Raw genomic sequence first — 22211 nt, forward strand, 5'->3', positions numbered from 1 at the left:
TGCACCCATCGAAAGTCTTGTAACAACTTCCACCGGAATTGCTTCCAGCTTCAGTTCGCAAGAACCTCGCCGTCCACGTTTCTCTTTCTTCTTTCTTCACAATGTCAAAGAGCTGACCTTCACCCCAAAAGGGCCGAACGTCGATGAGGCAACCGCCTCGGATTTTTATCTCGACAAAACAAACGCGCCTTCCGGTTGCCCGGCAGCCAGTCTGCCCTGTCAGATTTCGCTAATCAGTGGGAACAACATAACGTCGTTCGCGTCGTCAGCGTCGCGGTTTCTAGTGAAGTTCTTTTTCACTGTCAATCGCTTTTTTCGATTTTCTTTTCGGTCAGTTTTGAACTCACCGAGGAGAATTTCGAGACCACCTTGAAGTCAGATTGCTCTTTCTTTTCAGTGGCTTGCCGCAGTTCGTTTCGCCGTTTGGCGCCGCGCTCTGCAGCGGTGAGGCGGGTTATAGGGAGGTCGGTTTGGGCTGTAAACCCCCTTTTCCAAACTCGATGACATTTCTGTCGCTTTGGGAGGGGGTGCCCTGTGGAAATGTAGGGAGAAAGCCCAGCGAAACAAGGGGTGAGACGGGATTTCAGATTTTTCATTCACCGGTCGGTGAATGCTTAAGATCCTCATTCGGTTCCCGGGAAACCTAGAAAGGATAGTGGATGTGCTCTTCGTCCTGGACGGTGATCCAGCGCAGATCAGTGAATTCGGCGATCCCCGCTCTGCCGCCGAAGCGGCCGTAACCAGAAGACTTTATCCCGCCAAAGGGCATTTGGGCTTCATCATGCACGGTTGGGCCATTGATATGGCAGATGCCGGATTCGATCTGGGACGCGATCGCCATGGCGCGCATGACGTCCTTGCCGAAGACAGATGCGGCGAGACCATATTCGGTATCATTGGCGACGCGCACTGCCTCGTCGGCATCCTTTACGCGGGTGACAGCGACGACCGGGCCAAAGGATTCTTCGTGATAAATGCGCATTTCGGGTGTGACACCATCTAGGACAGTCGCTTCCATGATGGCGCCCTCGATGTTTCCGCCAGCAACAAGCGTCGCGCCCTTAGCGAGGGCATCTGCGATCAGCGCGCCATTGCGGGTGGCGGCCTGCGGATCGACCAGGCAGCCCAATGGAGTGTTGTTGTCCCGCGGATCGCCAGCCTTGAGGGTCTTCGCTTTGGCGCCGAGCTTGACGACGAAAGCGTCGGCCACGGCAGCGTCGACGACGATGCGCTCTGTCGACATGCAGATCTGGCCCTGATTCATATATGCGCCGAACGCGGCCGCGGCGACAGCTTCGTCGAGGTCGGCATCATCGAGCACAATCATGGGCGCTTTGCCGCCGAGTTCGAGTAGCGCGGGTTTTAAGTTGCGCGCGGCGAGCTCGGCAATTCTGCGGCCGACCGTGGTCGAGCCGGTGAAATTTACGCGGCGGATCGCCGGATGGGCGATGAGAGCCTCTACTATCGTGGGTGCATCAGGCGCTGCATGCGAGACGACGTTGAGGACGCCCTTGGGCAGACCAGCCTCGATCAGCACCTCGGCCAGCTGGCGATGGGTGCGTGGCGATATCTCGCTCGATTTAAGGACAACGGTATTGCCGCAGGCGAGCGGGGTCGCCAGCGCGCGTATGCCAAGAATGACCGGCGCATTCCAGGGCGCCATCGAGAGGACGACGCCAGCGGCCTGGCGAATACCATAGGCCGTGGAGCCTGGACGGTTGGATGGGATAATCTCGCCGGTAATCTGCGTCGTGAGGCCAGCAGCCTCACGCAACATCTCCGAGGCGAGCATGACATTGAACCCGGCCCAGCCAGCGGTCGCTCCAGTTTCTTCGGCCATGGCGGCAATGAAATCTGGCGCGCGGGCGGAAAGGCGATCGGCAGCAGCGAGAAGGATTTTGCGGCGAAAGGCTGGAGCGCTTCGGCTCCATTCCGGGAAAGCCGCCTTTGCCGCATCGGCGGCACGGATGGCGTCCTCGACCTTTGCAGCGGCAGCATTGGTGACGACACCGCCGGTCATCGGGTTCCGGCGCGCAAAGGTTGCACCGCCTGTCGCCGGCACGTTCTGGTTGTCGATGAGGAGGCCGATTTCAGACATGAGCATTCTCCGATACTGACTCTGCATTAAGCCGATTGGCTGGTCTCCTCCACCCCCATATCGTCGCGGACAACCTTCAGAGCGGATCGCCCGGGCTTTCCCCTTCCCCCTTCAGGGCAAAGGCATTAAGATCTTATCAACCTTTCGGCGGCAGAAGCGGCCGAGCGATCACGTTTGCGCAGGCAACATTGTTGGCCAGAAAGCCGCCATCAAGCCGCCGCGATTTTGGCTTAGGTGCCGCAATTGACGCATCTTCGGAAGGACCAGTAGGCATGATGGCACGAGCTCTCCCCCTTGCGGGTACGATCGCTTTGGCGGTGCTCGTTTCGGGTTGCTCCATGGCCGGCATCAAACCGCTGCCGGGGAATAAGTCTGCCACAGCCGCTCTTGCTTCCTTTGCCCCTGCCACGCCGACGCCTGCCGGTCATGTGCCGGACGCAGCTAATGTCCCGCGCGCCGGCTCTGAACTGCTTCTTGGCTTTGCCGAAAGTGAACGCGGTTCCCTCGATGGACTTATCTCGCATTACTCGAATGCTTATAACGTGCCGGAAAGCCTCGTGCGACGGATCATCGTGCGCGAAAGCGGATACAATCCCGCGGCACGTAACGGCCCTTATTATGGGCTGATGCAGATCAGCTACGCAACGGCGCGCGGCATGGGCTATTCCGGCGAAGCCGCCGGGCTCCTCGATGCCGAAACCAATCTGCGCTATGCCGTGCGCTATCTCGCCGGCGCCTATGTCACGGCGAACAACAGCCCTGATCGCGCCGTGCAGCTTTATGCCAGCGGCTATTATTATGACGCCAAGCGTCAGGGGCTGCTTGAAAAGGCCGGGCTGCGCTAAGCCGTAAGCTGCTAACAAGGCATTTCGCGCCACAATTGCGACGCAGCCGCGCTGAACAATTTGCCTCATATTCATAAGGGGCATTCATGCGGGCTATTCTTTACATCGCCGGGATTTTGGGACTTGCAGGCTTCAGCACAGCCGCGTGGGCCAAGGACATCTGTACCTTGATCGCCGATCCGGCAAGCCGGACCGTTCTTCTTTCACAAGGCGATTGCCAAACGCGCGTCACGCCCGCCTCGACCTTCAAGGTCGCGCTCGCCGTCATGGCGTATGACGCGGGCTTCATAACTTCCCCGCATGACCCAAAGTTGCCCTTCAAGGAAGGTTACGCCGATTGGGGTGGCGCGGCCTGGCGCCAGGATACCGATCCGCTTATGTGGATGACCAATTCGACGGTCTGGTTTTCACAACGACTCACCGAACAGCTCGGGGCCGAGACGCTGACCGCCTACGCAACGCAATTGGGCTATGGCAATGCCGATTTCTCCGGCGATCCGGACCAGAACAACGGTCTCAAACGTGCATGGATATCTTCGTCACTGAAGATCTCTCCGCTCGAACAGGCCGGATTTCTTGCCGGGCTGATCGAGGGGAAATTGCCCGTTTCGGCGGAAGCTATGGACGGCGCCATCGGTCTGGTGCAGCAAGGCGGAACGGCAGATGGCTGGACGCTTTGGGGCAAGACCGGATCGGCCTATCCGCGCCTTGGGGACGGCACGCTCGACCGGGCCCACGGCTGGGGCTGGTATGTCGGCTGGGCCGAGAAGGCCGGTCGGCGAGTTGTCTTCGTGCGATTGGCCCAGGACGAAGAGCGCCAGCCGGTCTCGGCTGGGTTAAGGGCGCGCGACGACCTGATCGCGGATTGGCCCGATCTTGTCCGGCCGCTCGCCCTTTGAAGACATGCCGACAGAAAAGCCCCGGCACCCGGCCGGAGCCTCCTTCAATCGATCAACGCGTGCTCGGCACGCCGTAGATCTTTTCGATATCGTCGAGCAAGAGATTAGCCGCGATAATGCCGCCCGCCGTGTTCCATACGGCGTCGGACACGCCATGCACCTTGCCGGCCTTGACGACGGCAAGGTTCTGCCAGAGCGGATCGGACCGCCAGTCCTGAGCTTGGCTCGCGCCTTCGCCATTGCCGGTTTCATAGGTAAAATAGATCAGGCGATCGCCCTCGAATTCGGGAATGCGCTCCTTGGTGATTTCTTCGGCGAACTCGTCCTTGTCCTGGCTAGCGGGACGCTCAAAGCCGAGTTCGGAAAGGATCAGACCCGAAAAGCTGTCCTTGAACATGATGCGGGTTTGGCCGGACATGAAGCGGGCGATGGAGATCTTTTCGTCGACCGAAGCGCCGAGCTCATCGCGCAGTGCGGCAACGCGGGCGTCGAAGGCCGCAAGCGCCGCCTTGCCTTCTTCACCTTTGCCGGCAGCGTCGGTGTAGAGCGCCATGTTGATCTTCCAATCGCCGCGAAGACGCTCGGAAATCACGGTCGGGGCGATAGCCGAAAGCTGATCGTAGATCGCCTCATGGCGCAGCTTAGTGCCGAGGATCAGATCGGGTTCGAGCGAGACCAGCACCTCAAGATTGACGGCGGATTCTTCGCCGAGAACCACGACATCGGTCATATCGGCCGCGATGTGATCATACCACGGATCGCCGAGCCACGATTTGACTGCACCGACCGGCTTGATGCCGACGGCGAGCAGGGCCTCGGTGCCTTCATTGGTGAGGACGACGATACGCTGTGGATTGTCCGGCACATCGGTGACGCCCATCGCGTGGGTGATTTCGCGCGCGGCTAGCTGACCACCGAAAAGAGCCACCAGGGCTAGCGGCGCGAGAATGGCGGAGAGAGACTTCATGGCTGCCCTTCTATTCTTGACATCAAGCATCAGAAATTGGATGGGTGCAAACAGTCAGAATTCAATATGACTGTCAATATCAGGATTACGAGGCAGGCTTGGCTTCCACAATGGCGCTTCCGAACAGGCGGTCCCGGCTGGGGGCTTCGAAGGCGACCCTTTATGCCGGGCTGATCGGGCTCCTGGCCCTTTCCATGCTGATGAGCCTGACACTGGGCTATAAAATCTACTCGCTCGGCCAGGTATTTGGCGCGCTCTTTGCCCATGACGGGTCAGAGACCGCCGTCGTCATCACCGGATTGCGGTTGCCGCGCGCGTTGATCGCGCCACTGACCGGGGCAGCGCTCGGCATGGCGGGTGTAATGGTGCAGACACTCTCGCGCAATCGCATCGCGTCGCCCGATACGCTAGGGCTTAACGGCGGTGCATCGCTCGCGGTCGTGGTGGGCAGCGTCGTATTCGGCGTGCAGTCGCTCACCGGGCTGTCGCTGGCTGCGGCGTTCGGAGCCTTTATCACCAGCATCGTCGTCTTTGGCGTTGCGGCAAGCGCGGGCGGCTTGTCGCCGCTCAAGATCGTACTGGTGGGTGTCACCTTTGCGAGCCTTTCGCACGCGCTGGTGGAAGTGATCCTGACGAGCAATGAGGCGCAACTGCAGCAATTGCTGTTCTGGCTGTCCGGCGCCTTTGTCGATCGGCCGATCGGTCTCTTCTACAATGGATTGCCGGTGGTGCTGGCCGGTGCCGTTCTGGGGATTGGCCTGTCCCGAGCGCTCGATGCTCTGCAGGCGGATGACTCGACGGCCGCGGGTTTGGGCGTACCGCTCGCTGCCGTGCGTGGATTAGCCTTTCTAGCCGTGGCACTGCTGACGGGTGCGGCTGTATCGATGGCCGGACCGGTCGCGTTTGTCGGTCTCGTCGTGCCGCATGCGGCGCGGCGGCTTGTGGGGCTTCGGCATATCCACCAGCTTCCCGCGGCGGCACTGTTCGGGGCGGTCTATACGACGCTCGCCGATGTCGCTGCGCGCTTCGTGATTTATCCGGTTGAGGCGCCAGTGGGCGCGATCACGGCGGTCGTCGGCGCCGTGGTGCTGCTCGTGCTTTTGGCGCGGAGGGCGGCATGAGCCTGGTGATGGATAGGGCCAGCGCGCAACACGGCCTCAGGGCCGGCGCGATCGTGCTCGTGGTCTTCGGGCTTTTCGTGCTGTTGGGGCTGGCGGGGATCGGGTTCGGCTCGACCTGGATTTCGCTCGACAAGGTCTTGCATGTCATCTTCGGCGGCGGAGAGAAATCCGAGCGGCTCGTCGTGCTGCAATTGCGCACGCCGCGCGTCATGGCAGCGGCCATTGCCGGGGCGGCAATAGCCTTCTCGGGCTATCTCCTCCAGCGCATTACCCGCAATGAATTGGCATCGCCGGGCGTCTTGGGCGTGGTCGACGGCGCGGCCTTGGGTGTCGTGCTGTTTCTGGCCCTCTATTCCAATGAATCAAACGCCCTGACTGTACCCGTCGCATGGCAGCCGCTCGCAGCGGCGACCGGCGCGCTGGCCGCAATCACGCTCGTTTTCATTCTCTCCGGACGGCAGGCGTCTTCGGCCATTCGACTCATTCTCTTCGGTATTGCCGTGGCGGCCGTGGCCAAGGCGCTGACCACCATCTTCATGCTGATCGGGCCAATCTATCAGGCGGCGCAGGCGGCCCGCTGGCTCGCTGGGTCGGTCAATGCCATCGGCTGGAGCGAAATCCAGATCATGGCATGGGCTTTGCTGCCGGTGACTGCTATCGCCGGGCTTTTAGCGCGAGAACTGCCGCCGGCCGATCTCGACGACGTCTCTTCGCGCAGCATCGGGCTCAATCTGCCGGTCTATCGCGTGGCGGTGTTTGCGGTTGCGGCGCTCTTGACCGCCATCGCAGTCGCCTTTGTCGGCGGCGTCGGCTTCATCGGACTGATCGCGCCGCATCTGGCGCGGTTGCTGGTGGGACGCGCGCGCTTTGCGGGCATTGTCACCTCGATGATGCTCGGCGCGATGATGCTGGTGGGCGCCGATCTTTTGGTGCGCGTCGCATTCGCGCCGACCGAAGTGCCGGCCGGGACGGTAACCGCAATCGTCGGGGCGCCGTATTTTCTCTTTCTCCTGATGCGCAAGGATAAGACCAATGGCTGAGCTCGCCCCAAGCCGCATCGAGGTACGCGACCTGACGCTGATGTATGGCCACGATACCGTGCTCGACGCGCTGAGCCTGCCGGTGCCGGCAGGCAAGGTGACGGTGCTTGCAGGGCCGAACGGCTGCGGAAAATCGACACTGTTGCGCGCCATCCGCCGGTTACATCAGGGGCAACGCGGACAGATCCTGCTCGATGGCGTCGATATCGGCGCGCTGGGCGCCAAGGATCTCGCCCGGCAAATCGGGCTTCTGGCACAAAGTCCTTCGGCACCGCCGGATATGAGCGTCGAGGAACTGGTGCGCCTCGGCCGCTATCCGCATCAGGCGATGTTGCAGCCCTGGAGCGAGAAGGATGGTGCGGCCGTCAATCGCGCCATGGTGGGTACGGGGGTGGACACTCTCAAGCATCGCCGGATCGGCTCCCTCTCCGGGGGGCAATTGCAGCGCGCCTGGATCGCCATGGTCCTCGCGCAGGAGACCGACATCATTTGCCTCGATGAGCCGGTCAATCACCTCGACATGGCGCATCAGCTCGATTGCCTCGATCTCGTTGCCAAGCTCAATCGCGAGGCGGGGCGCACCATCGTGCTCGTTTTGCACGATCTCAACCTGGCCGCGCGCTATGCCGACCAATTGGTGTTCGTGCATGAAGGGCGGGTGCGCGCCTTGGGGCGGCCGGAGGAGCTGATGACGCCGGAGCTTCTGGCCGAAGTCTTCGAGGTAGATGCCGCGATCATGACCGACCCGGTGCATGGTCGGCCGATCTGCATTCCACGTGGTCGCGCTAAAGCAAAAAGTGTGCGGGAGATTGCCTAGGCGCTGATGGCGAGGGGCTCGGGCTGGTTCATCAATTCGCGAATTTCGCACCAGCGGCTCTGGAAGGCGGCGACGCAGGCAGGATCGAAATGGCTGCCCGAACAGCGCGAAACTTCGGCATAGGCTTCTTCAAGTGACCAGGCGCGCTTATAGGGGCGTTCCGAACAGAGCGCATCAAAGACATCGGCCAAGGCGACGATGCGCGCTTCGAGCGGAATGGCTTCGCCCATGAGACCATCGGGATAGCCAGTGCCGTCCCACTTTTCGTGATGGCGCAGCGCGATCAGTTCGGCAGTCTGGATCAGTTCGGAGTCGCCATTGCTCAGGATATTGGCGCCTATGGTGACGTGCTGGCGCATGCGCGCCAGTTCGTCGGGGCTCAGTTTGCCCGGCTTTGACAGGATGGCATCGGCAATGGCGATCTTGCCGACATCGTGGAGGGGCGCTGCAAGATAAATCATGCGGCACTGCGCAGGGCTGAGCCCCAGGCCTTCGCCAATGATCTGGCAGATGGTGGCAACCCGCGAAACGTGCTCGCCCGTATCGCCGTCGCGATATTCGATAGCGCGGGCGAGGCGCCAGATGATCTCTTCCTCGCGGGCGAGAAGATGGGCCGTCGCCTTTTCGACTTCGCGCGCAAGGTGTTTTGCCTGATCGGCAAGCTCGACCTGCGCCATACGGAGCGCGAGAAGATTGCCCATGCGAGCTTTCAATTCGATGGCGTCGAAGGGCTTGGTCAAAAAGTCATTGGCCCCAACGCGAATAGCTTCGATGCGGATTGCCTTATCGATATCGGAGGTGACCATGATGATGGGTACGGTACGATAACGGGTGCAGGCACGCAGGGCCTGTGTGAACGCGATGCCGTCCATTTCCGGCATGATGTGATCGACGAGCACAATGTCGTATTGGTAGAGGTCGCACCGATCCAGCGCCTCAAGCGGATTGAGACAGAGGTCGATATTGTCCCCTGCCACTTCCCGAACGATCGAACCCAATAAGGCAAGGCTCGATCGGCTATCATCAACGATCAGCACGTGCACCGTATGCGCCCCCCGGCAATAACGGACCGATCCTATGAAGCTCCCCTTATTCAGAGCTTAATATTTGCGGCAGAAACGGGCCGAACTGAGCGATGGTTTACTGGAGCTTTCTAGCGGCAATAAATTTGTTTTCGGCAATGGAGGCTGGTTTCATCTCGATGGAGAAGCCTGGGCGATTGGGGGGCATATAGGCGGCATTCTGGATCACGCAGGGATCGAGGAAGTGCTCGTGGAGATGATCGACATATTCGATCACCCGGCCGTCCTTGGTGCCCGAGACGACCAGATAGTCGATCATCGAGAGATGCTGCACATATTCGCAGAGCCCTACACCACCAGCATGCGGCCAGACGGCTTTTTTGTATTTTGCCGCCATAAGCAGAACCGAAAGAACTTCGTTGAGTCCGCCGATGCGGCAGGCATCGATCTGCACGATGTCGATGGCGTCGCGGGTGATGAACTGCTTGAAGAGGATGCGGTTCTGGCACATTTCGCCGGTCGCAACTTTTACGGGTGCGATGGCCTCGCGGATTGTCCGATGGCCTTCGACGTCGTCAGGACTGGTCGGTTCTTCGATGAAATAGGGTTCAAACCTTTTGAGCTCATTGACCCACTCAATGGCCTGGTCGACTTCCCAGACCTGGTTGGCGTCGATCATCAGGTAGCGATCGGGCCCCATAATGGACCGGACTATTTCAAGGCGCCGGATATCATCGGCAAGATCGCGGCCGACCTTCATCTTGATATGAGTAAAGCCTTCTGCCACGGCTTCGGTGGCGAGGCGTGTCAGCTTTTCATTGGAATAGCCGAGCCAACCGGCCGAGGTTGTGTAGCAGCGATAGCCTTCGGCGCGAAGGCGCGCGATGCGCTCGGCCTTGCCGGGTTCTGCGGCCTTGAAAATGGCGAGGGCTTCTTCAGGGGTAATAGCGTCGGTGAGATATCGGAAGTCGATGATGGAAACGAGCTGTTCGGGGCTCATTTCGGCGACATAGAGCCAGACAGGTTTTCCGGCGCGCTTGGCGAGGAGATCCCAGACCGCGTTGACGACAGCGCCGGTTGCCAGATGCATCGCGCCTTTGTCGGGGCCAATCCAGCGAAGCTGGCTGTCGCCGGTCATATGCCGCCAGAAGCGGCCGGGGTTTTCCTCAATCCAGTCGAGATCGAGATTGCTGACGCGATCGGTGAGTGCAGCGATGGCGGCACAGACCACTTCATTGCCGCGGCCAATGGTGAAGGTGAGGCCATGGCCTTCGAGATCGCCATCGGTGCCGAGAACGACATAGGCGGCGGAATAATCGGGGTCGGGATTCATCGCGTCGGAACCGTCGAGCGAGGCCGACGTGGGGAAGCGGAGGTCATGGGTGGTGAGGGTGGTGATTTTCATTTTTCTAGTATCCAGAAGCCCCCTCACTCGTCTCGGCCTTCGGCCGATCCACCCTCTCCCCCAGGGGGAGAGCAACAAGAGGGCACCGCGTTCAGGTGTGCGCCGGTGCTATTCTTCTCCCCCTCAGGGCGAAGGTGGCGCAACGCGCCGGATAAGAGGGAGCTAGGCCGTCCAACCACCATCGATGATGTGGACCTGCCCCGTCGTGTAGGTGGCGCCGGCAAGATAGACGGCCAAATCGGCCACCTCGTCAGGCCGCGCGATGCGACCGATGGGTTGGCGTGCGATGAAGGCTTTCCTTGCGCCTTCGAAATCGCCCGTGGCGGTCCAGCGCTCGTGAAGGCTCGGGGAATCTACCGTACCCGGGCAGATGGCGTTCACGCGGATATTGCTGGTGGTGTAGTCGGCGGCGATCGACTTGGTGAGGCCAACGACGGCGGCCTTGGATATCGTATAGGCGGCGCGGTTGGGCACGCCTTTTACCGAGGAAGCGACCGTGGCCATGTTGATGATGGCGCCATCCTTGCGCTCGAGCATCTGCGGCAGGATCGCCTTGATGGTGCGGATCTGGGCGCGGACGTTGAGATCGAGCGCGAAATCGAGGTCGTGGTCGCTCATCTCGAGCAGCGCGCCGGAATGGACGACACCCGCGCAATTGAACAACACGTCGATATGGCCGATTTCAGCGACCGCCTTGGCGACGGCCTCATTGGAAAGAACGTCGAGCACGCGCGTCGTGATGTTGTCGATGCCGTCTAGGCTTTTCAGCTTTTCGGCATTGATATCGGTCGCAATCACCTTGGCGCCGGCCTTGGCGAAAGCGCGGGACGAAGCTTCGCCGATGCCCTGCGCGGCGGCAGTAATAAGAACGATCTTTCCAGTGAGGTCGGCCATATTTTATTCCCGATAGAGAAGCCGGGCGGAGCAGGAAGCACCGCCCGGGAAGAGATCAGTCGTAGAGAACGGCGGCGATTGCCGGGTCGTTCATGTTGGTCTTGTCGTACCAGTTGAAGCCCGAGTCGATGATCTTGGGAAGGGTTTCGCCCTTGAGCGCGCCAATGGCGGCCTTGACGGTTTCGTAGCCGATGCCGACCGGATTCTGGGTGATGGCGCCGGCCATCGCGCCAGATTCGATGAAGCCCTTCTGCGCAGCGCCGGAGTCGAAGCCGATCACGATGATATTGCTGTTGAGCTCGGTCTTGCCGTTGACGACACCGATTGCCGAACCTTCATTGGCACCGAAAATGCCCTTGAGGTCTGGGTTGGCAAGAAGGATCGACTTGGTGATTTCAGTAGACTGCAGCTGGTCGCCGCCGCCGTACTGAACCGAAACCACTTCGATCTTGGGATAGGCTTCTTTGATGCGATTGACGAAACCGTCGACGCGATCAATGCCGGTGCGGCTGGTCTGATCATGGGCAACAACGGCAACCTTGCCTTCGCCGCCGATCAGTTCGGCCATCTTGTCGGCAGCAAGCGCGGCCGCGGCGACATTGTCGGTGGTGACGGTGGTCAGCGGAATGTCGCTATCAACGCCAGAGTCGAAGGCGATGACCGGGATGTTGGCATCCTTGGCCTGCTGCAACAGCGGGCTTGCGGCCTGGCTGTCGAGCGCGGCAAAGCCGATGGCGTCGGGCTTGCGCGACAGGGCGGCGGCCAGCATGTCCATCTGCCGATCGACCTGGGTTTCGGTTTCCGGACCTTCGAAGGTCACGGTGACGCCAAATTCGGCAGCCGCCTTATCGGCGCCGGCCTTCACGGCCTGCCAGAACTGGTGTTGGAAGCCTTTTGAGATCAGCGCGATATCGTAGTTTTCTTGGGCCACGGCGGGGCCGTGCGCTGCGGCCATCATGGCCAGGGCACTGAAGGCCCCCAGAAGTGTTCGGCGGTTGAGCATGGTTTTCCTCCCACATGCTTTTGAAGCTTTGGTCATTCCCGACGCCGTCTCAGAGAGCGCGGCGGCGGAGAATATCGGCGTAGACCGCCAGGATGATGATGGTGCCGGTCACGACTGTCTGCCACTCCTGGGGTACGGATAGGATGCGCAGGCCATTGGCCAGCACGGAGATGATGAGCGCGCCGATGAGCGTGCCGACGACAGTGCCGCGACCGCCCGAGAGCGAGGTGCCGCCAATGACGACGGCCGCGATGGCGTCCAGTTCATAGCCTTGGCCAAGCGCTGGCTGCGCCGAATTGAGGCGGCTGGCGATGAGCAGCCCAGCAACGCCGCAAATGGCGCCGGTCACGGCATAGACGGCGATCTTCCAGCGATCGATATTGACGCCCGAAAGACGCACGGCTTCTTCGTTGGAACCCAAGGCAAAGGTGTAGCGGCCAAGGGCGGTTTTCGAGAGCACAAAGGCGGCGACGACGGCGACGGCAAAGAGGACCAGCACGCCATTGGGCAGTGGTACCGCGGGGAAGACGCTGCCGACCGCAGAGCCGAGAGCGATCTGATTGAAGCCCGGCGTGTCGTTGAAATAGATGGGCTTGGTGCCTGAAATCACCAGCGACAGACCCTTGAGGATCAGCATCATGCCGAGCGTTGCGATGAAGGGCGGAACCTTCAACTTGGCGATGATCGTGCCCGAGACGAAACCGCTCGCCGTGCCCGCAAGAATGGCGCCGAGGATGCCGAGCGGCAGGGGCAGGCCCCAATAGGTCAGGATTACACCGGCCACGACGGCGCAAAAGGTCATCAGCGTGCCGACCGACAAATCGATGCCGCCGGTGATGATGACCAGCGTTGCGGCGATTGCCAGCACGCCATTGACCGAGGTCGCCTGCAGGATGGCGAGGATATTCTGCGTTTGCAGGAAATTGGGCGAGGCTAGCGAGAAAGCGACGACGAGCGCAATCAGACCCGAAAAGGCAAGTAGCCGATGAAAAGCGCCAGAAATGCGCGGGCCGGATTTGGCGGCGGGGGCTGCAGTATCGGTCATGCCGTCTTCCTTTGTGTGGCGCTCTCAACGACGCTGCTTTGGCGCAAGGTGGCCAGCCGCATGATTTCTTCCTGGCTGGCGCCGCCGGGCAGGATGCCGGTGAGGCGGCCTTCGCACATCACTGCGATGCGGTGGGACAGGCGCAGGACCTCGGGCAGCTCGGACGAGATCACGATGATAGCCTTGCCTTCGGCGGCAAGCGCGTTGAGGAGTTTGTAGATCTCGGACTTGGCGCCCACGTCGATGCCACGCGTCGGTTCGTCGAAAATCAGGATGTCGCAGTCGCGCAGCAGCCACTTGGCGATGACGACCTTCTGCTGGTTGCCGCCGGAGAGGAGCCGGGCTTCCTGAGTGTCGCTCGGGGTTTTGATGGCAAGCTGGCGGATGTAGCCCACCGCTTCCTTCTGCATGCCGGCCTCATCGAGCACGCCGGCGGGGCCGGTGAAACGCTGGAGGCTGGCGAGCGCAATATTGTTGCGAACGTCGAGCCCGGTCGCGAGGCCGAAATGCTTGCGATCTTCCGAGAGATAGCCGATGCCCGCTTCCACCGCATCCTTGGGCGAGGAGATACCGACGCGCTGGCCATGGACCCAGATTTCGCCGCTTTCGCGCCGGTCGGCCCCAAAGATGGCGCGGGCAACTTCGGTGCGCCCTGCTCCCATGAGCCCGGCAAAACCGAGGATTTCGCCCTTGCGGACGGAAAAGCTGACATCGCGGATTTCGCGGCCGCGATTGAGGTTCTTGACCTCTAGGGCAATCGGCGCGTCGGCGGTATTGGGAATGACAAGTGTATCATTGCTGAGCGTACGGCCGACCATCATGGAAATGATGGTTTCAATCGGCGTATCGGCGCCAGGGACCGTGCCGACATATTCGCCATCGCGCATGATGGTGACGCGATCGGAGATGCGTTTGATCTCGTCCATCTTGTGCGAGATGTAGACGATGCCCACGCCCTCGGCCTTGAGGCGATTGATGATGGCAAAGAGCTCGGCGATTTCGGCGTCGTTGAGCGCAGCAGTCGGTTCATCCATGATGAGGACGCGTGAGCGATAGGACAGCGCCTTGGCGATTTCGACCATCTGCTGCTTGGCGATGGTCAGGGTCTCGACGCGCACTGTCGGCTCGAGTTTGAGATTCATCGAGGCGAAAATGGCGGCCGCATCGCGATTGAGCTGGCGCTCGTCGAGAATACCGAAGCGGCGTGGTTCGCGGCCGATGAAGATGTTCTGCGCTGCCGTCAGGTCGCGCATCAGCGCCAGTTCCTGATGGATGATGCCGACGCCCAGATCCTGCGCCTGGCGCGGCGAGGTGATGTCTACGGGCTGACCATTGAGCAGCACCGTGCCGGCATCGCGGGTATAAACGCCGGAGAGGATTTTCATCAGCGTCGACTTGCCCGCGCCATTCTCGCCCATCAGCGCATGGACTTCGCCAGGCAGCAGCTCGAAACGCGCCTTGGCCAGCGCACGGACGCCTGGAAACGACTTGTCGATGTCGGTCATTTCGACCAGCGGCACCGCAGCACCCGAAACGGATGCTGGCGCAATTGGCGCAACCATGTGACGTCCTCCCATCGCCTTAAGCGGTTGCGTTTCCTCCAGAACCGCCCGGCAATGGCGATAATCAAGGCGAAATCGATCAGGCTGTCAAGTGGTCAGACCAGTGGACATGGAGCCAGACCGGCGGTAATGATTTTGGCGGACGGACCGCGCAAAGCGGACGCCGGGGGGACTATGAAACTTCAGGCCGTTTCGAACCGGAAACTCTATATCCAGATCGCCGACCAGATCCGCGACCAGATCCTGGCCGGGACAGTCGATGGAGGGCAGCAATTGCCATCCGAACGGGACCTGGCGGTGAGCCTTGGGGTGTCGCGGCCCACCGTACGCGAGGCGCTAATTGCGCTCGAAGTTGCCGGGTTTGTCGAAGTGCGCGTGGGTGTCGGCGCTTTTGTGCGCGATCGGTCGCGCGGCGGCGTGCCCTTGCCCGACCAGGGCCATTCGCCCATCGAGATCATGCGGGTGCGCCGGTTGCTGGAGCCGGAAGCAGCGGCGCTCGCCAGCCAGACCATCTCACCCGAAGGCACGTCGCGTCTCGGGGAAACCATGCGCTCCATGCAGGCGGAAGCAGCCAAGGGCGGTTGGTCGTCCGAGAGCGATCGCGTGCTGCACATGACAATCGCCGAGGCCTCGGGCAACTCGATGCTGCGCGAAGTGCTCGACATCTTATGGAGCTCGCGCTCGGAAGAGGTGGACACCCGCTTTCACGAACACCTCGCGGCCATGCCGGAAGTGCGCGAACACATTTTGGACGATCACGGCAAGATTGTTGGGGCGATCGTCGCGGGGAATGGGGAAGCCGCGCGCGAGGCGATGGCGGCGCATCTCGATTTCGTCACGGCGGCGATGTTGAAGGCTTGGGATTAGGGGCTTTCTACTAACTTGAAGGGCGATGGAGCGGAAAGTCCTTCCTAAAACCGCACCAAAATCTTCGTAAAATCCCCCGGCCGCTCATGCCAGGTCGCGAGCGCTTCCGGTGCTTCGGCGAGGGTGGCGGTTCGCGTCACGATCAGATCACCTGCCTCCGGCCGCTTCCGCAGTTCGTCGATGACGTCGTCAAAATCGGACCGCAAAGCATTGCGGGAGCCGCGGATGTCCAATTCCTTGGTGATGAAGTACTTCGTGTCATAGGCGATAGGCGCCTTGGCGTAGCCGATATAGACGACGCGGCCGGCCGTCGCGACGAGATCCACTGCCTGGAGGAAGGTAGCTTCGGCGCCGACGGCTTCCACCACGACATCCGGCCCCTCTCCCGTCAATTCAGCCACGCGCGCCTTCACGTCGCCCGAAGCATTGATGACTTCGTGGGCACCGAGCTTCTTGGCGACGTCCAATTTTGCATCGCTGAGATCGACAGCGATCACATTAGCGCCCTGGCGGAGCGCGCCAAGGATAACGCCGAGGCCAATCATGCCGCAGCCGAGAACGACGACGGTTTCGTCAGCGGTGAGTTCAGCGCGGCGGACGGCGTGAAAGCCGACGGCGCAGGGTTCGACGAGAGCCAGATCACGCTGGGAAATGCCGGTAACGGGGATGATTTTTTCGGCGGGCACGACGATGCGCGCGGTCATGGCGCCTTCGCGCTGCACGCCCATGGTCTGGTTGTTGGGGCAGGCGTTCGGCCGGCCGGAGCGGCAGGCGCGGCAGATGCCGCAGTTGAAATAGGGCAGGACGGTCACGGGTGTGCCGACGCTCATTGCATCGACACCTTCCCCAAGCTCCGCAATCGTCCCGGAGATTTCGTGGCCAGGCACCCGCGGATAGCTGACGAGCGGGTTGAGGCCGCGATAGGATGTCAGGTCCGAGCCGCAATAACCGACAAAGGCGATGTCGATGGCAACTTCACCTGCCGCTGGAGTGGGCACGAGCTTTTCGGTGAGAGTGGCCTCGTTGGGACGCAGGATGGTCAGGGCTTGCATCTTTCGGCCTTTCTTCGCCGTAACATGTTAGTGGTTATATCTTCCATACATGGCGGGTGACAATAGCGGCCCACGCGCGTTACACCGGAACAATGCCCGATAGTTTGAGAGGACACGCGATGAAGACGCATTTGCCGACACGAGCCTTTGGCCAGACGGGAATGGAGATTACCAAGCTCGGCATCGGCGCCTGGGCCATGGGCGGCAATATGTGGGGCCCGCAGGACGATCAGGAGTCGATGGCGGCCATCCGGCATGCGATCGATAGCGGCATCAACTGGATCGACACCGCGGCTGTGTATGGCAATGGGCACTCGGAAGAGGTCATCGGCGACGCCCTGGCCGATCTTCCCGCCGATCAGCGGCCGCTCGTGTTCACCAAGGGCGGGATCGTCCGGGACGAAAATGGGCAAAACCCACGCCGCATCGGCGAGCGCAATCACCTGCGCCAGGAGTTGGAGAATTCGCTTCGCCGGCTGAAGGTAGAGGTGATTGATCTTTACCAGATGCACTGGCCTTCCGACGACGTGCCGCTTGAAGACTATTGGGCAACGCTCCTCGAGCTCAAGAAGGAAGGCAAGGTGCGCCATGTTGGGCTTTCCAACCATGACGAGACCCAGCTTGCCCGCGCCGAGGCCATGGGCCATGTCGAGACCCTGCAGCCGCCCTTCTCGATGATCCGCCGCGACACGGCGGCAAAGATATTGCCCTGGTGCGCGGCGCATGGCACGGGCGTCATCTGCTATTCGCCGATGCAGGCAGGCCTCCTCACCGGCACCATGACAGCCGAGCGCGTCGCGGCCATGCCGGCCAATGATTGGCGCAAAGACAGCCCCGAATTTCAGGGCGAGAAGCTGACGGCAAACCTCAAACTCGCCGAGGCGCTAAAACCCATCGCGGAAAAACACGGGACCAGTGTGTCGAGCGTGGCGCTCGCCTGGTGCCACGCCTGGCCGGGGCTGACCGCGACCATCGTCGGGGCTCGCTCACCGGCACAGGTCGATGGGTGGATCGACGCGGCGAGTCTTGAACTCGATGCGGCGGATCTTGAGGAGATTGCGCAGGTGATCGAGGCGACTGGCGCTGGGCAGGGGCCAGTGCGGGCTTAGTGTCTGGTGCTTGCCAGCACCCCTGCCAGCCTCCCCCAAATCAAGGGGAGGTGCACATCGAGTGTTGACCACTACAGACCGTCTACCGTCATTGCCGGGCTTGTCCCGGCAAACCACTCTTGGGGATGAATGGACCACCGGGACAAGCCCGGTGGTGACGGGGTTGGCGTTCACGCTCGGTTGCGCGAGTGCTGGCCTTTAGCCCTCGATTTCTTCCCTCAGCATTTCCAGTTCCAGCCACTGCTCTTCAGCCGCGGCTTTCTTCGTTGCCAACTCCGCGAGCGCCTTGGAATCCTTCGCGAAGCCACTTGGGTCCCGCGTATAATAATTTCCCTCAGCCAGACGCCCGTTGATTGCGGCCATTTCCTTGTCGAGCTTCTCGATGTCCTTGGGCAGGGTTTCGAGAGCGTGCTTTTCTTTGAAACTGAGCTTGCGCTTACTCGATGAGGCGACGGCCGAAATGCCGGCTTTGGCTTTTTGAGCGGGTGCAGCCTTCTCCACCACGCGAGCCGAGACCCCTGCCCCGCGCTGGGCGACCATGTCGGAATAGCCGCCAGCATATTCGAGCCAGTTGCCATTGCCTTCGGCCATGATGATCGAGGTCGCAACACGGTCAAGAAAATCACGGTCGTGGCTGACGACGATGACGGTGCCGGAATAGTCCGAAACCATTTCCTCAAGGAGATCGAGGGTTTCGAGATCGAGATCGTTCGTCGGCTCGTCGAGCACGAGGACGTTGGACGGCAGTGCCAGGGCGCGAGCCAAGGCAACGCGGGCGCGCTCGCCGCCGGAAAGTTTGCCGATGGGCGTATTGGCCTGTTCGGGGGTGAACAGAAAATCCTTCATGTAGCCGACGACGTGCTTGTTCTCGCCGTTGATTTTCAGCGTATCGCTGCCGCCACCCGTCAGCGCATCCTTGAGACGCGTGTCGGGATCGAGGCGGGCGCGACCCTGGTCGAGCATGGCGAGTTCGATGGAGGAGCCCAATTTGATGGTGCCGCTATCGGGCTCCAAAAGGCCGTTGAGCATCTTGATCAGCGTGGTCTTGCCCGCGCCATTGGGGCCGACGAGGCCGACGCGATCGCCGCGCAGCACGCGGGTCGAGAAATCGCGGACGACGGTTTTTGTCCCGAAGGTCTTTGAGATGTTTTCGGCCTCAACGACCAAGGCGCCCGAGGTGCGGCCTTCGGTAACCTGCATGGCGACATTGCCGGTGACCCGGCGCTGATCGCGCCGGTCCTGGCGGAGATTGGCGAGGCGTTCGAGACGGCCGACATTGCGCTTGCGGCGCGCGGTGACGCCATAGCGCAGCCAATGCTCTTCGCGCACGATCTGGCGATCGAGCTTGTGGCGGTCTTTTTCTTCCTGCTCCAGCACTTCGTCGCGCCAGCCTTCAAAGGCGCCGAAGCCTTTTTCGATCCGCCGGGTGACGCCGCGATCGAGCCAGACCGTCGAGCGCGAGAGGTCGGTCAGAAAGCGGCGATCGTGGCTGATGATCACCATGGCCGAGCGCATGGAGTCCAATTCCTGCTGCAGCCATTCGATGACGGGCAGATCGAGATGGTTGGTCGGCTCGTCGAGCAGCAGCACGTCAGGCTGCGGCGCGAGAACGCGCGCCAGCGCGGCGCGGCGGCCTTCGCCCCCGGAAAGAGTCTTAGGGTCTTCGCGGCCGGTGAGACCCAGGGCTTCGAGGAGATATTGGGCGCGATATTCATCGTCGCCCGAGGTCATCCCCGCTTCGACATAGGCGAGCGTCGTCGCATATTCGGAAAGGTCCGGCTCTTGGGGGAGATAACGGATGGTGGCGCTCGGTTCGGCAAAGCGCTTGCCGCCATCCTGCTGCACCATGCCGGCGGCGATCTTGAGCAGCGTCGACTTGCCCGAACCATTTCGGCCGACAAGCGCGATGCGCTGACCGGGAGAGACGATCAACTCGGCCGCTTCAAGCAATTGCGTGCCCCCGAAGGTGAGCTGAATGTCTTGAAGGGAAAGAAGCGGGGGCGCGGCCATGAACAATTCCGGTGGTTTCCGGCGCGATAGAGCATAGCGCCGGACGCAGATCAACAAGGGGAGAAAGCAAAGAGGCCGATCAGGACGTTGAGGATCCTGATCGGCCCGGGGAAGACGGCAGCAGCAAGCCCCGTCGTCATTTTGGCGCTACAGCCCACAGGCCCCACGGGGCCGCTGCACCATGGCCTCTATCAACCATGGCTAAACTTGATTGTCAAACTCATATTTGAGTTTGATGGTCCGGATCAGGCGGCGGCGATTTCGTTGACGATATCGCCCTCGGCGTTCGCATTGACTGCTTCGGTCGTGGTGAGGCCCAGGCGCTCGCGGATCGAGCGCTTCTTGGCAGCAAGATCGGCAATCGAATAGCCGGCCAGAACCTCGAAGAACGCGCCCAAGGCCTCGCGCAGCGCGCCATTGAGGTCGCACTCGCCAATCAGCGGGCAATCGGCGCCTTCCTCGAAACATTCGGCAAGGGCGAAGTTTTCCTCGGTGAGGCGAACCGTCTCGAGGAGGGAGATTTCTTCGGCGGGCTTGCCGAGCTTGATGCCGCCATGACGGCCGCGCACGGTCTGAAGGAGGCCATTTTCAACCAGCGGCTTGATCAGCTTGAACAGAAACAGCTCGGAAATTCCATAAGCCCGCGCCACCTCGGCCACGCGGCTGAGGCCGGGCTCGTTGACGGCGCAATAGACCAGGGTGCGGATGGCATAATTGGATTGACGAGTCAGTCTCACGGGCAGCAGTCCCTTCGGCTTTGGCAGCTCGGCCATGGCTAGGGCAGCAGTCATGACACAGCCCGTAACTTATAACCATTCTAAAAAATGTCAATCTAATGCTGAACGATCCGCTCATAATTAAAAGGCAAAAGGCGGGCTGGACAGAGACTTAACTTCGGAATAAGAAATTATTTGGAAGGAGACGATCGTGTCCAACACCGTCACGCGCGCAATTATCAGCACGGCGGCATGCGAGACGACAGGTCTTGCAAAGGGCGACGTCGCCGCCATTTCCCAACGTATGTTCGAGTTAATCGGGGATGCGCTCAAGGCCGGCGATACCGTCAAGCTCACGGGTTTCGGCACCTTGCAGGTGCGTTCCCGCGCCGAGCGCATAGGCCGCAATCCCCGCACCGGCACGCAGCACAAGATCACCTCGCGCCAAACGGTGATTTTCACCCCCAGCGCCAAGCTGCGCGAAGCGCTGGACAATCTTACCGGGCGGTAGGGCTAACCTTTTCGAGAAGGCTTCGCGAAAAATACCGGCGGTAGAGCGAAAGTTCTGCTGCGCCGAGCGCTGGCGCCAGCTTGCCAAGATGGCCGTTGACGATGCGGATATCGCGGCGCGATGGCAATTGGCGGAAATGGTGTTCGACGCGCCCGGCAAGCCGCACCGTCAGGTCCAGCGGCAGGATAGTATCGATGACCACGAGCCCGGCTTCGACAACGGCATTGGTGTTGTAGACGACGCGCGCCAAGGCGTGAGCGCTATCCTCGATCCAGCCTTCGACGACCGGCTCCAGTGCCGGCCAATCCCAATTCTCGATTCTGGAAAGATCAACTGCGTGCCCGGCATCGCCAAGGCGCTCCACCAGTGCCGTAACCGAGGCAATGGCATGAGCTGAACGGGGCCCTGCCGGCGTCGTATCGACGAGGATTGCCCCAAGGTCAGCTGAGTGACTGTTTAGCCCCTGCCAAAGCCGGCCCTCACCGATCAAGCCGCCGGCGATATAGGTCGACGTCAAGAGATAAATAAAACCTTCGGGCCGCGGCGATGGCTGCGCGATCAGCTCTGCCCAGCAGGCGGCGTTCCCGTCGTTATAGAGCGTGACAGGCAAGCCGGTCAGTTGTTCGAGTTCACCCGAGACATCGGCCTGGGTTGGCCCGTCCTTGCTGCCGATCCCGGACCTGAGCGGCTCTAGGGCCGAATGCACAGTCGCCGGCAGGCAGACGCCAATGTCGGAGAGCCGCGCCCGCTTATCCTTCGGCCACTCGGCGATGATCTCGGCCATCAGCCCGGCCAATTGACGCGGCAAGGCGGAAAGATCGGCTTCCGCATAGTCGAGATGGCGCCGATCGACGACCTTGGCGTGAAGATCGATCACGAGCAATTCGGCGTGGCGCCAGCCAATTTCGACGCCGAAAGAATAAGCGCCTTCGGCATTAAGGAAGATCGGCGTTGCCGGTTGCCCCCGCCGTCCCCGCAAGACCTCGCCCCGGGTTATCAGCCCGGCCGCCTCGATGTCGTTGAGAATGGCCGACACGGTCTGCGGCGCAAGGCCTGACACTCGGGCAATTTCGGCATTGGAGAGGCCAGGATTGAAGCCGATGACCGTGAGCACCGCCCGTTCGTTGGCGCGGCGCAAACCGTGGTGCTGCATCCCCTTGGCACTACGGTCAAACAGATCAATCGTCGGTATTTCCGGTTCGCTCACGCTCGCAGGTCCATCTGGGCA

General features: G+C 61.2%; 21 protein-coding genes. 8 read left to right on the forward strand and 13 right to left on the reverse strand.

Going from position 1 to position 22211, the window contains the following annotated elements:
- Positions 1 to 302: 302 nt before the first annotated feature.
- Together VW35_RS21850 and VW35_RS13600 are read right to left on the reverse strand one after the other, a co-directional pair.
- Positions 303 to 596, reverse strand: coding sequence for a hypothetical protein (locus VW35_RS21850; protein ID WP_152662592.1), 294 nt, complete (start codon positions 594 to 596; stop codon positions 303 to 305).
- 47 nt (positions 597 to 643) lie between these two features.
- Positions 644 to 2098 carry an aldehyde dehydrogenase gene (locus tag VW35_RS13600; protein ID WP_046143800.1) on the reverse strand — a complete coding sequence of 485 codons (1455 nt, stop codon included), beginning with the start codon at positions 2096 to 2098 and terminating at the stop codon, positions 644 to 646.
- Positions 2099 to 2370: 272 nt separating this feature from the next.
- Here VW35_RS13600 and VW35_RS22290 point away from each other — a divergent pair, with 272 nt between their 5' ends.
- Positions 2371 to 2943: a transglycosylase SLT domain-containing protein gene (locus VW35_RS22290; RefSeq protein WP_083982784.1), complete on the forward strand. Its 573-nt coding sequence runs from the start codon at positions 2371 to 2373 to the stop codon at positions 2941 to 2943.
- An 86-nt stretch (positions 2944 to 3029) separates the two neighbouring features.
- Positions 3030 to 3842 carry a class D beta-lactamase gene (gene blaOXA, locus VW35_RS13610; RefSeq protein WP_046143635.1) on the forward strand — a complete coding sequence of 271 codons (813 nt, stop codon included), beginning with the start codon at positions 3030 to 3032 and terminating at the stop codon, positions 3840 to 3842.
- Positions 3843 to 3894: 52 nt separating this feature from the next.
- Here blaOXA and VW35_RS13615 read toward each other — a convergent pair whose 3' ends face one another.
- Positions 3895 to 4809: an ABC transporter substrate-binding protein gene (locus VW35_RS13615; protein ID WP_046143636.1), complete on the reverse strand. Its 915-nt coding sequence runs from the start codon at positions 4807 to 4809 to the stop codon at positions 3895 to 3897.
- Positions 4810 to 4907: 98 nt separating this feature from the next.
- On the opposite strand from VW35_RS13615, the gene VW35_RS13620 reads away from it, so the two are divergent.
- Genes VW35_RS13620 through VW35_RS13630 form a run of 3 tightly spaced genes read left to right on the forward strand, consistent with a single transcriptional unit; the run spans position 4908 to position 7787 of the window.
- Entirely contained in the window at positions 4908 to 5930 is a 1023-nt protein-coding gene (locus VW35_RS13620) for a FecCD family ABC transporter permease (protein WP_244465906.1), read from the forward strand.
- The gene (locus tag VW35_RS13625) at positions 5927 to 6970 is read left to right on the forward strand and encodes a FecCD family ABC transporter permease (protein WP_046143638.1); all 1044 of its coding nucleotides are present in this window, start codon (positions 5927 to 5929) and stop codon (positions 6968 to 6970) included. Before VW35_RS13620 ends, VW35_RS13625 begins: the two co-directional genes overlap by 4 nt.
- The gene (locus VW35_RS13630) at positions 6963 to 7787 is read left to right on the forward strand and encodes an ABC transporter ATP-binding protein (RefSeq protein ID WP_046143639.1); all 825 of its coding nucleotides are present in this window, start codon (positions 6963 to 6965) and stop codon (positions 7785 to 7787) included. The genes VW35_RS13625 and VW35_RS13630 overlap by 8 nt, the downstream gene beginning before the upstream one ends.
- On the opposite strand, the gene VW35_RS13635 is transcribed toward VW35_RS13630, so the two are convergent.
- From VW35_RS13635 to VW35_RS13660, 6 genes are all read right to left on the reverse strand, one after another.
- On the reverse strand, positions 7784 to 8824 hold the full coding sequence (locus tag VW35_RS13635; RefSeq protein ID WP_244465907.1) for an HD domain-containing phosphohydrolase: 1041 nt from the start codon (positions 8822 to 8824) through the stop codon (positions 7784 to 7786). The genes VW35_RS13630 and VW35_RS13635 overlap by 4 nt on opposite strands.
- A gap of 103 nt (positions 8825 to 8927) precedes the next feature.
- Positions 8928 to 10214, reverse strand: a complete 1287-nt coding sequence (locus VW35_RS13640) for an L-fuconate dehydratase (RefSeq protein ID WP_046143641.1) — start codon at positions 10212 to 10214, stop codon at positions 8928 to 8930.
- Between the two features lie 162 nt (positions 10215 to 10376).
- The gene (locus VW35_RS13645) at positions 10377 to 11108 is read right to left on the reverse strand and encodes an SDR family oxidoreductase (protein WP_046143642.1); all 732 of its coding nucleotides are present in this window, start codon (positions 11106 to 11108) and stop codon (positions 10377 to 10379) included.
- Positions 11109 to 11163: 55 nt separating this feature from the next.
- Positions 11164 to 12111, reverse strand: a complete 948-nt coding sequence (locus tag VW35_RS13650; RefSeq protein ID WP_046143643.1) for an ABC transporter substrate-binding protein — start codon at positions 12109 to 12111, stop codon at positions 11164 to 11166.
- 49 nt (positions 12112 to 12160) lie between these two features.
- Positions 12161 to 13156 carry an ABC transporter permease gene (locus tag VW35_RS13655; RefSeq protein WP_046143644.1) on the reverse strand — a complete coding sequence of 332 codons (996 nt, stop codon included), beginning with the start codon at positions 13154 to 13156 and terminating at the stop codon, positions 12161 to 12163.
- A complete protein-coding gene (locus tag VW35_RS13660; RefSeq protein ID WP_210165915.1) occupies positions 13153 to 14718 on the reverse strand; it encodes a sugar ABC transporter ATP-binding protein in 1566 nt (521 codons plus the stop codon). Before VW35_RS13660 ends, VW35_RS13655 begins: the two co-directional genes overlap by 4 nt.
- Positions 14719 to 14892: 174 nt before the next feature.
- Between VW35_RS13660 and VW35_RS13665 the strand changes: the two genes are divergently transcribed.
- The gene (locus tag VW35_RS13665) at positions 14893 to 15585 is read left to right on the forward strand and encodes a FadR/GntR family transcriptional regulator (protein ID WP_046143803.1); all 693 of its coding nucleotides are present in this window, start codon (positions 14893 to 14895) and stop codon (positions 15583 to 15585) included.
- Positions 15586 to 15629: 44 nt separating this feature from the next.
- Here the strand turns inward: VW35_RS13665 and VW35_RS13670 are convergent, their stop codons facing one another.
- Positions 15630 to 16637, reverse strand: coding sequence for a zinc-binding alcohol dehydrogenase family protein (locus VW35_RS13670; RefSeq protein WP_046143645.1), 1008 nt, complete (start codon positions 16635 to 16637; stop codon positions 15630 to 15632).
- 119 nt (positions 16638 to 16756) lie between these two features.
- On the opposite strand from VW35_RS13670, the gene VW35_RS13675 reads away from it, so the two are divergent.
- A complete protein-coding gene (locus VW35_RS13675) occupies positions 16757 to 17746 on the forward strand; it encodes an aldo/keto reductase (protein ID WP_046143646.1) in 990 nt (329 codons plus the stop codon).
- Positions 17747 to 17944: 198 nt separating this feature from the next.
- Here VW35_RS13675 and VW35_RS13680 read toward each other — a convergent pair whose 3' ends face one another.
- Positions 17945 to 19756 carry an ABC-F family ATP-binding cassette domain-containing protein gene (locus tag VW35_RS13680; protein ID WP_046143647.1) on the reverse strand — a complete coding sequence of 604 codons (1812 nt, stop codon included), beginning with the start codon at positions 19754 to 19756 and terminating at the stop codon, positions 17945 to 17947.
- A 245-nt stretch (positions 19757 to 20001) separates the two neighbouring features.
- Complete coding sequence (gene rirA / locus VW35_RS13685; RefSeq protein WP_083982817.1) at positions 20002 to 20493, reverse strand: iron-responsive transcriptional regulator RirA; 492 nt, start codon at positions 20491 to 20493, stop codon at positions 20002 to 20004.
- A 190-nt stretch (positions 20494 to 20683) separates the two neighbouring features.
- On the opposite strand from rirA, the gene VW35_RS13690 reads away from it, so the two are divergent.
- Positions 20684 to 20983 (forward strand): HU family DNA-binding protein, encoded by a 300-nt coding sequence (locus VW35_RS13690; RefSeq protein ID WP_052951730.1) that lies wholly within the window; start codon positions 20684 to 20686, stop codon positions 20981 to 20983.
- On the opposite strand, the gene VW35_RS13695 is transcribed toward VW35_RS13690, so the two are convergent.
- A complete protein-coding gene (locus tag VW35_RS13695) occupies positions 20970 to 22190 on the reverse strand; it encodes an ROK family transcriptional regulator (RefSeq protein WP_152662593.1) in 1221 nt (406 codons plus the stop codon). The two genes, VW35_RS13690 and VW35_RS13695, sit on opposite strands and share 14 nt — an antisense overlap.
- Positions 22191 to 22211 lie beyond the last annotated feature (21 nt).

The sequence above is a fragment of the Devosia soli genome (assembly GCF_000970455.1).
Classification (GTDB): Bacteria; Pseudomonadota; Alphaproteobacteria; order Rhizobiales; family Devosiaceae; genus Devosia; species Devosia soli.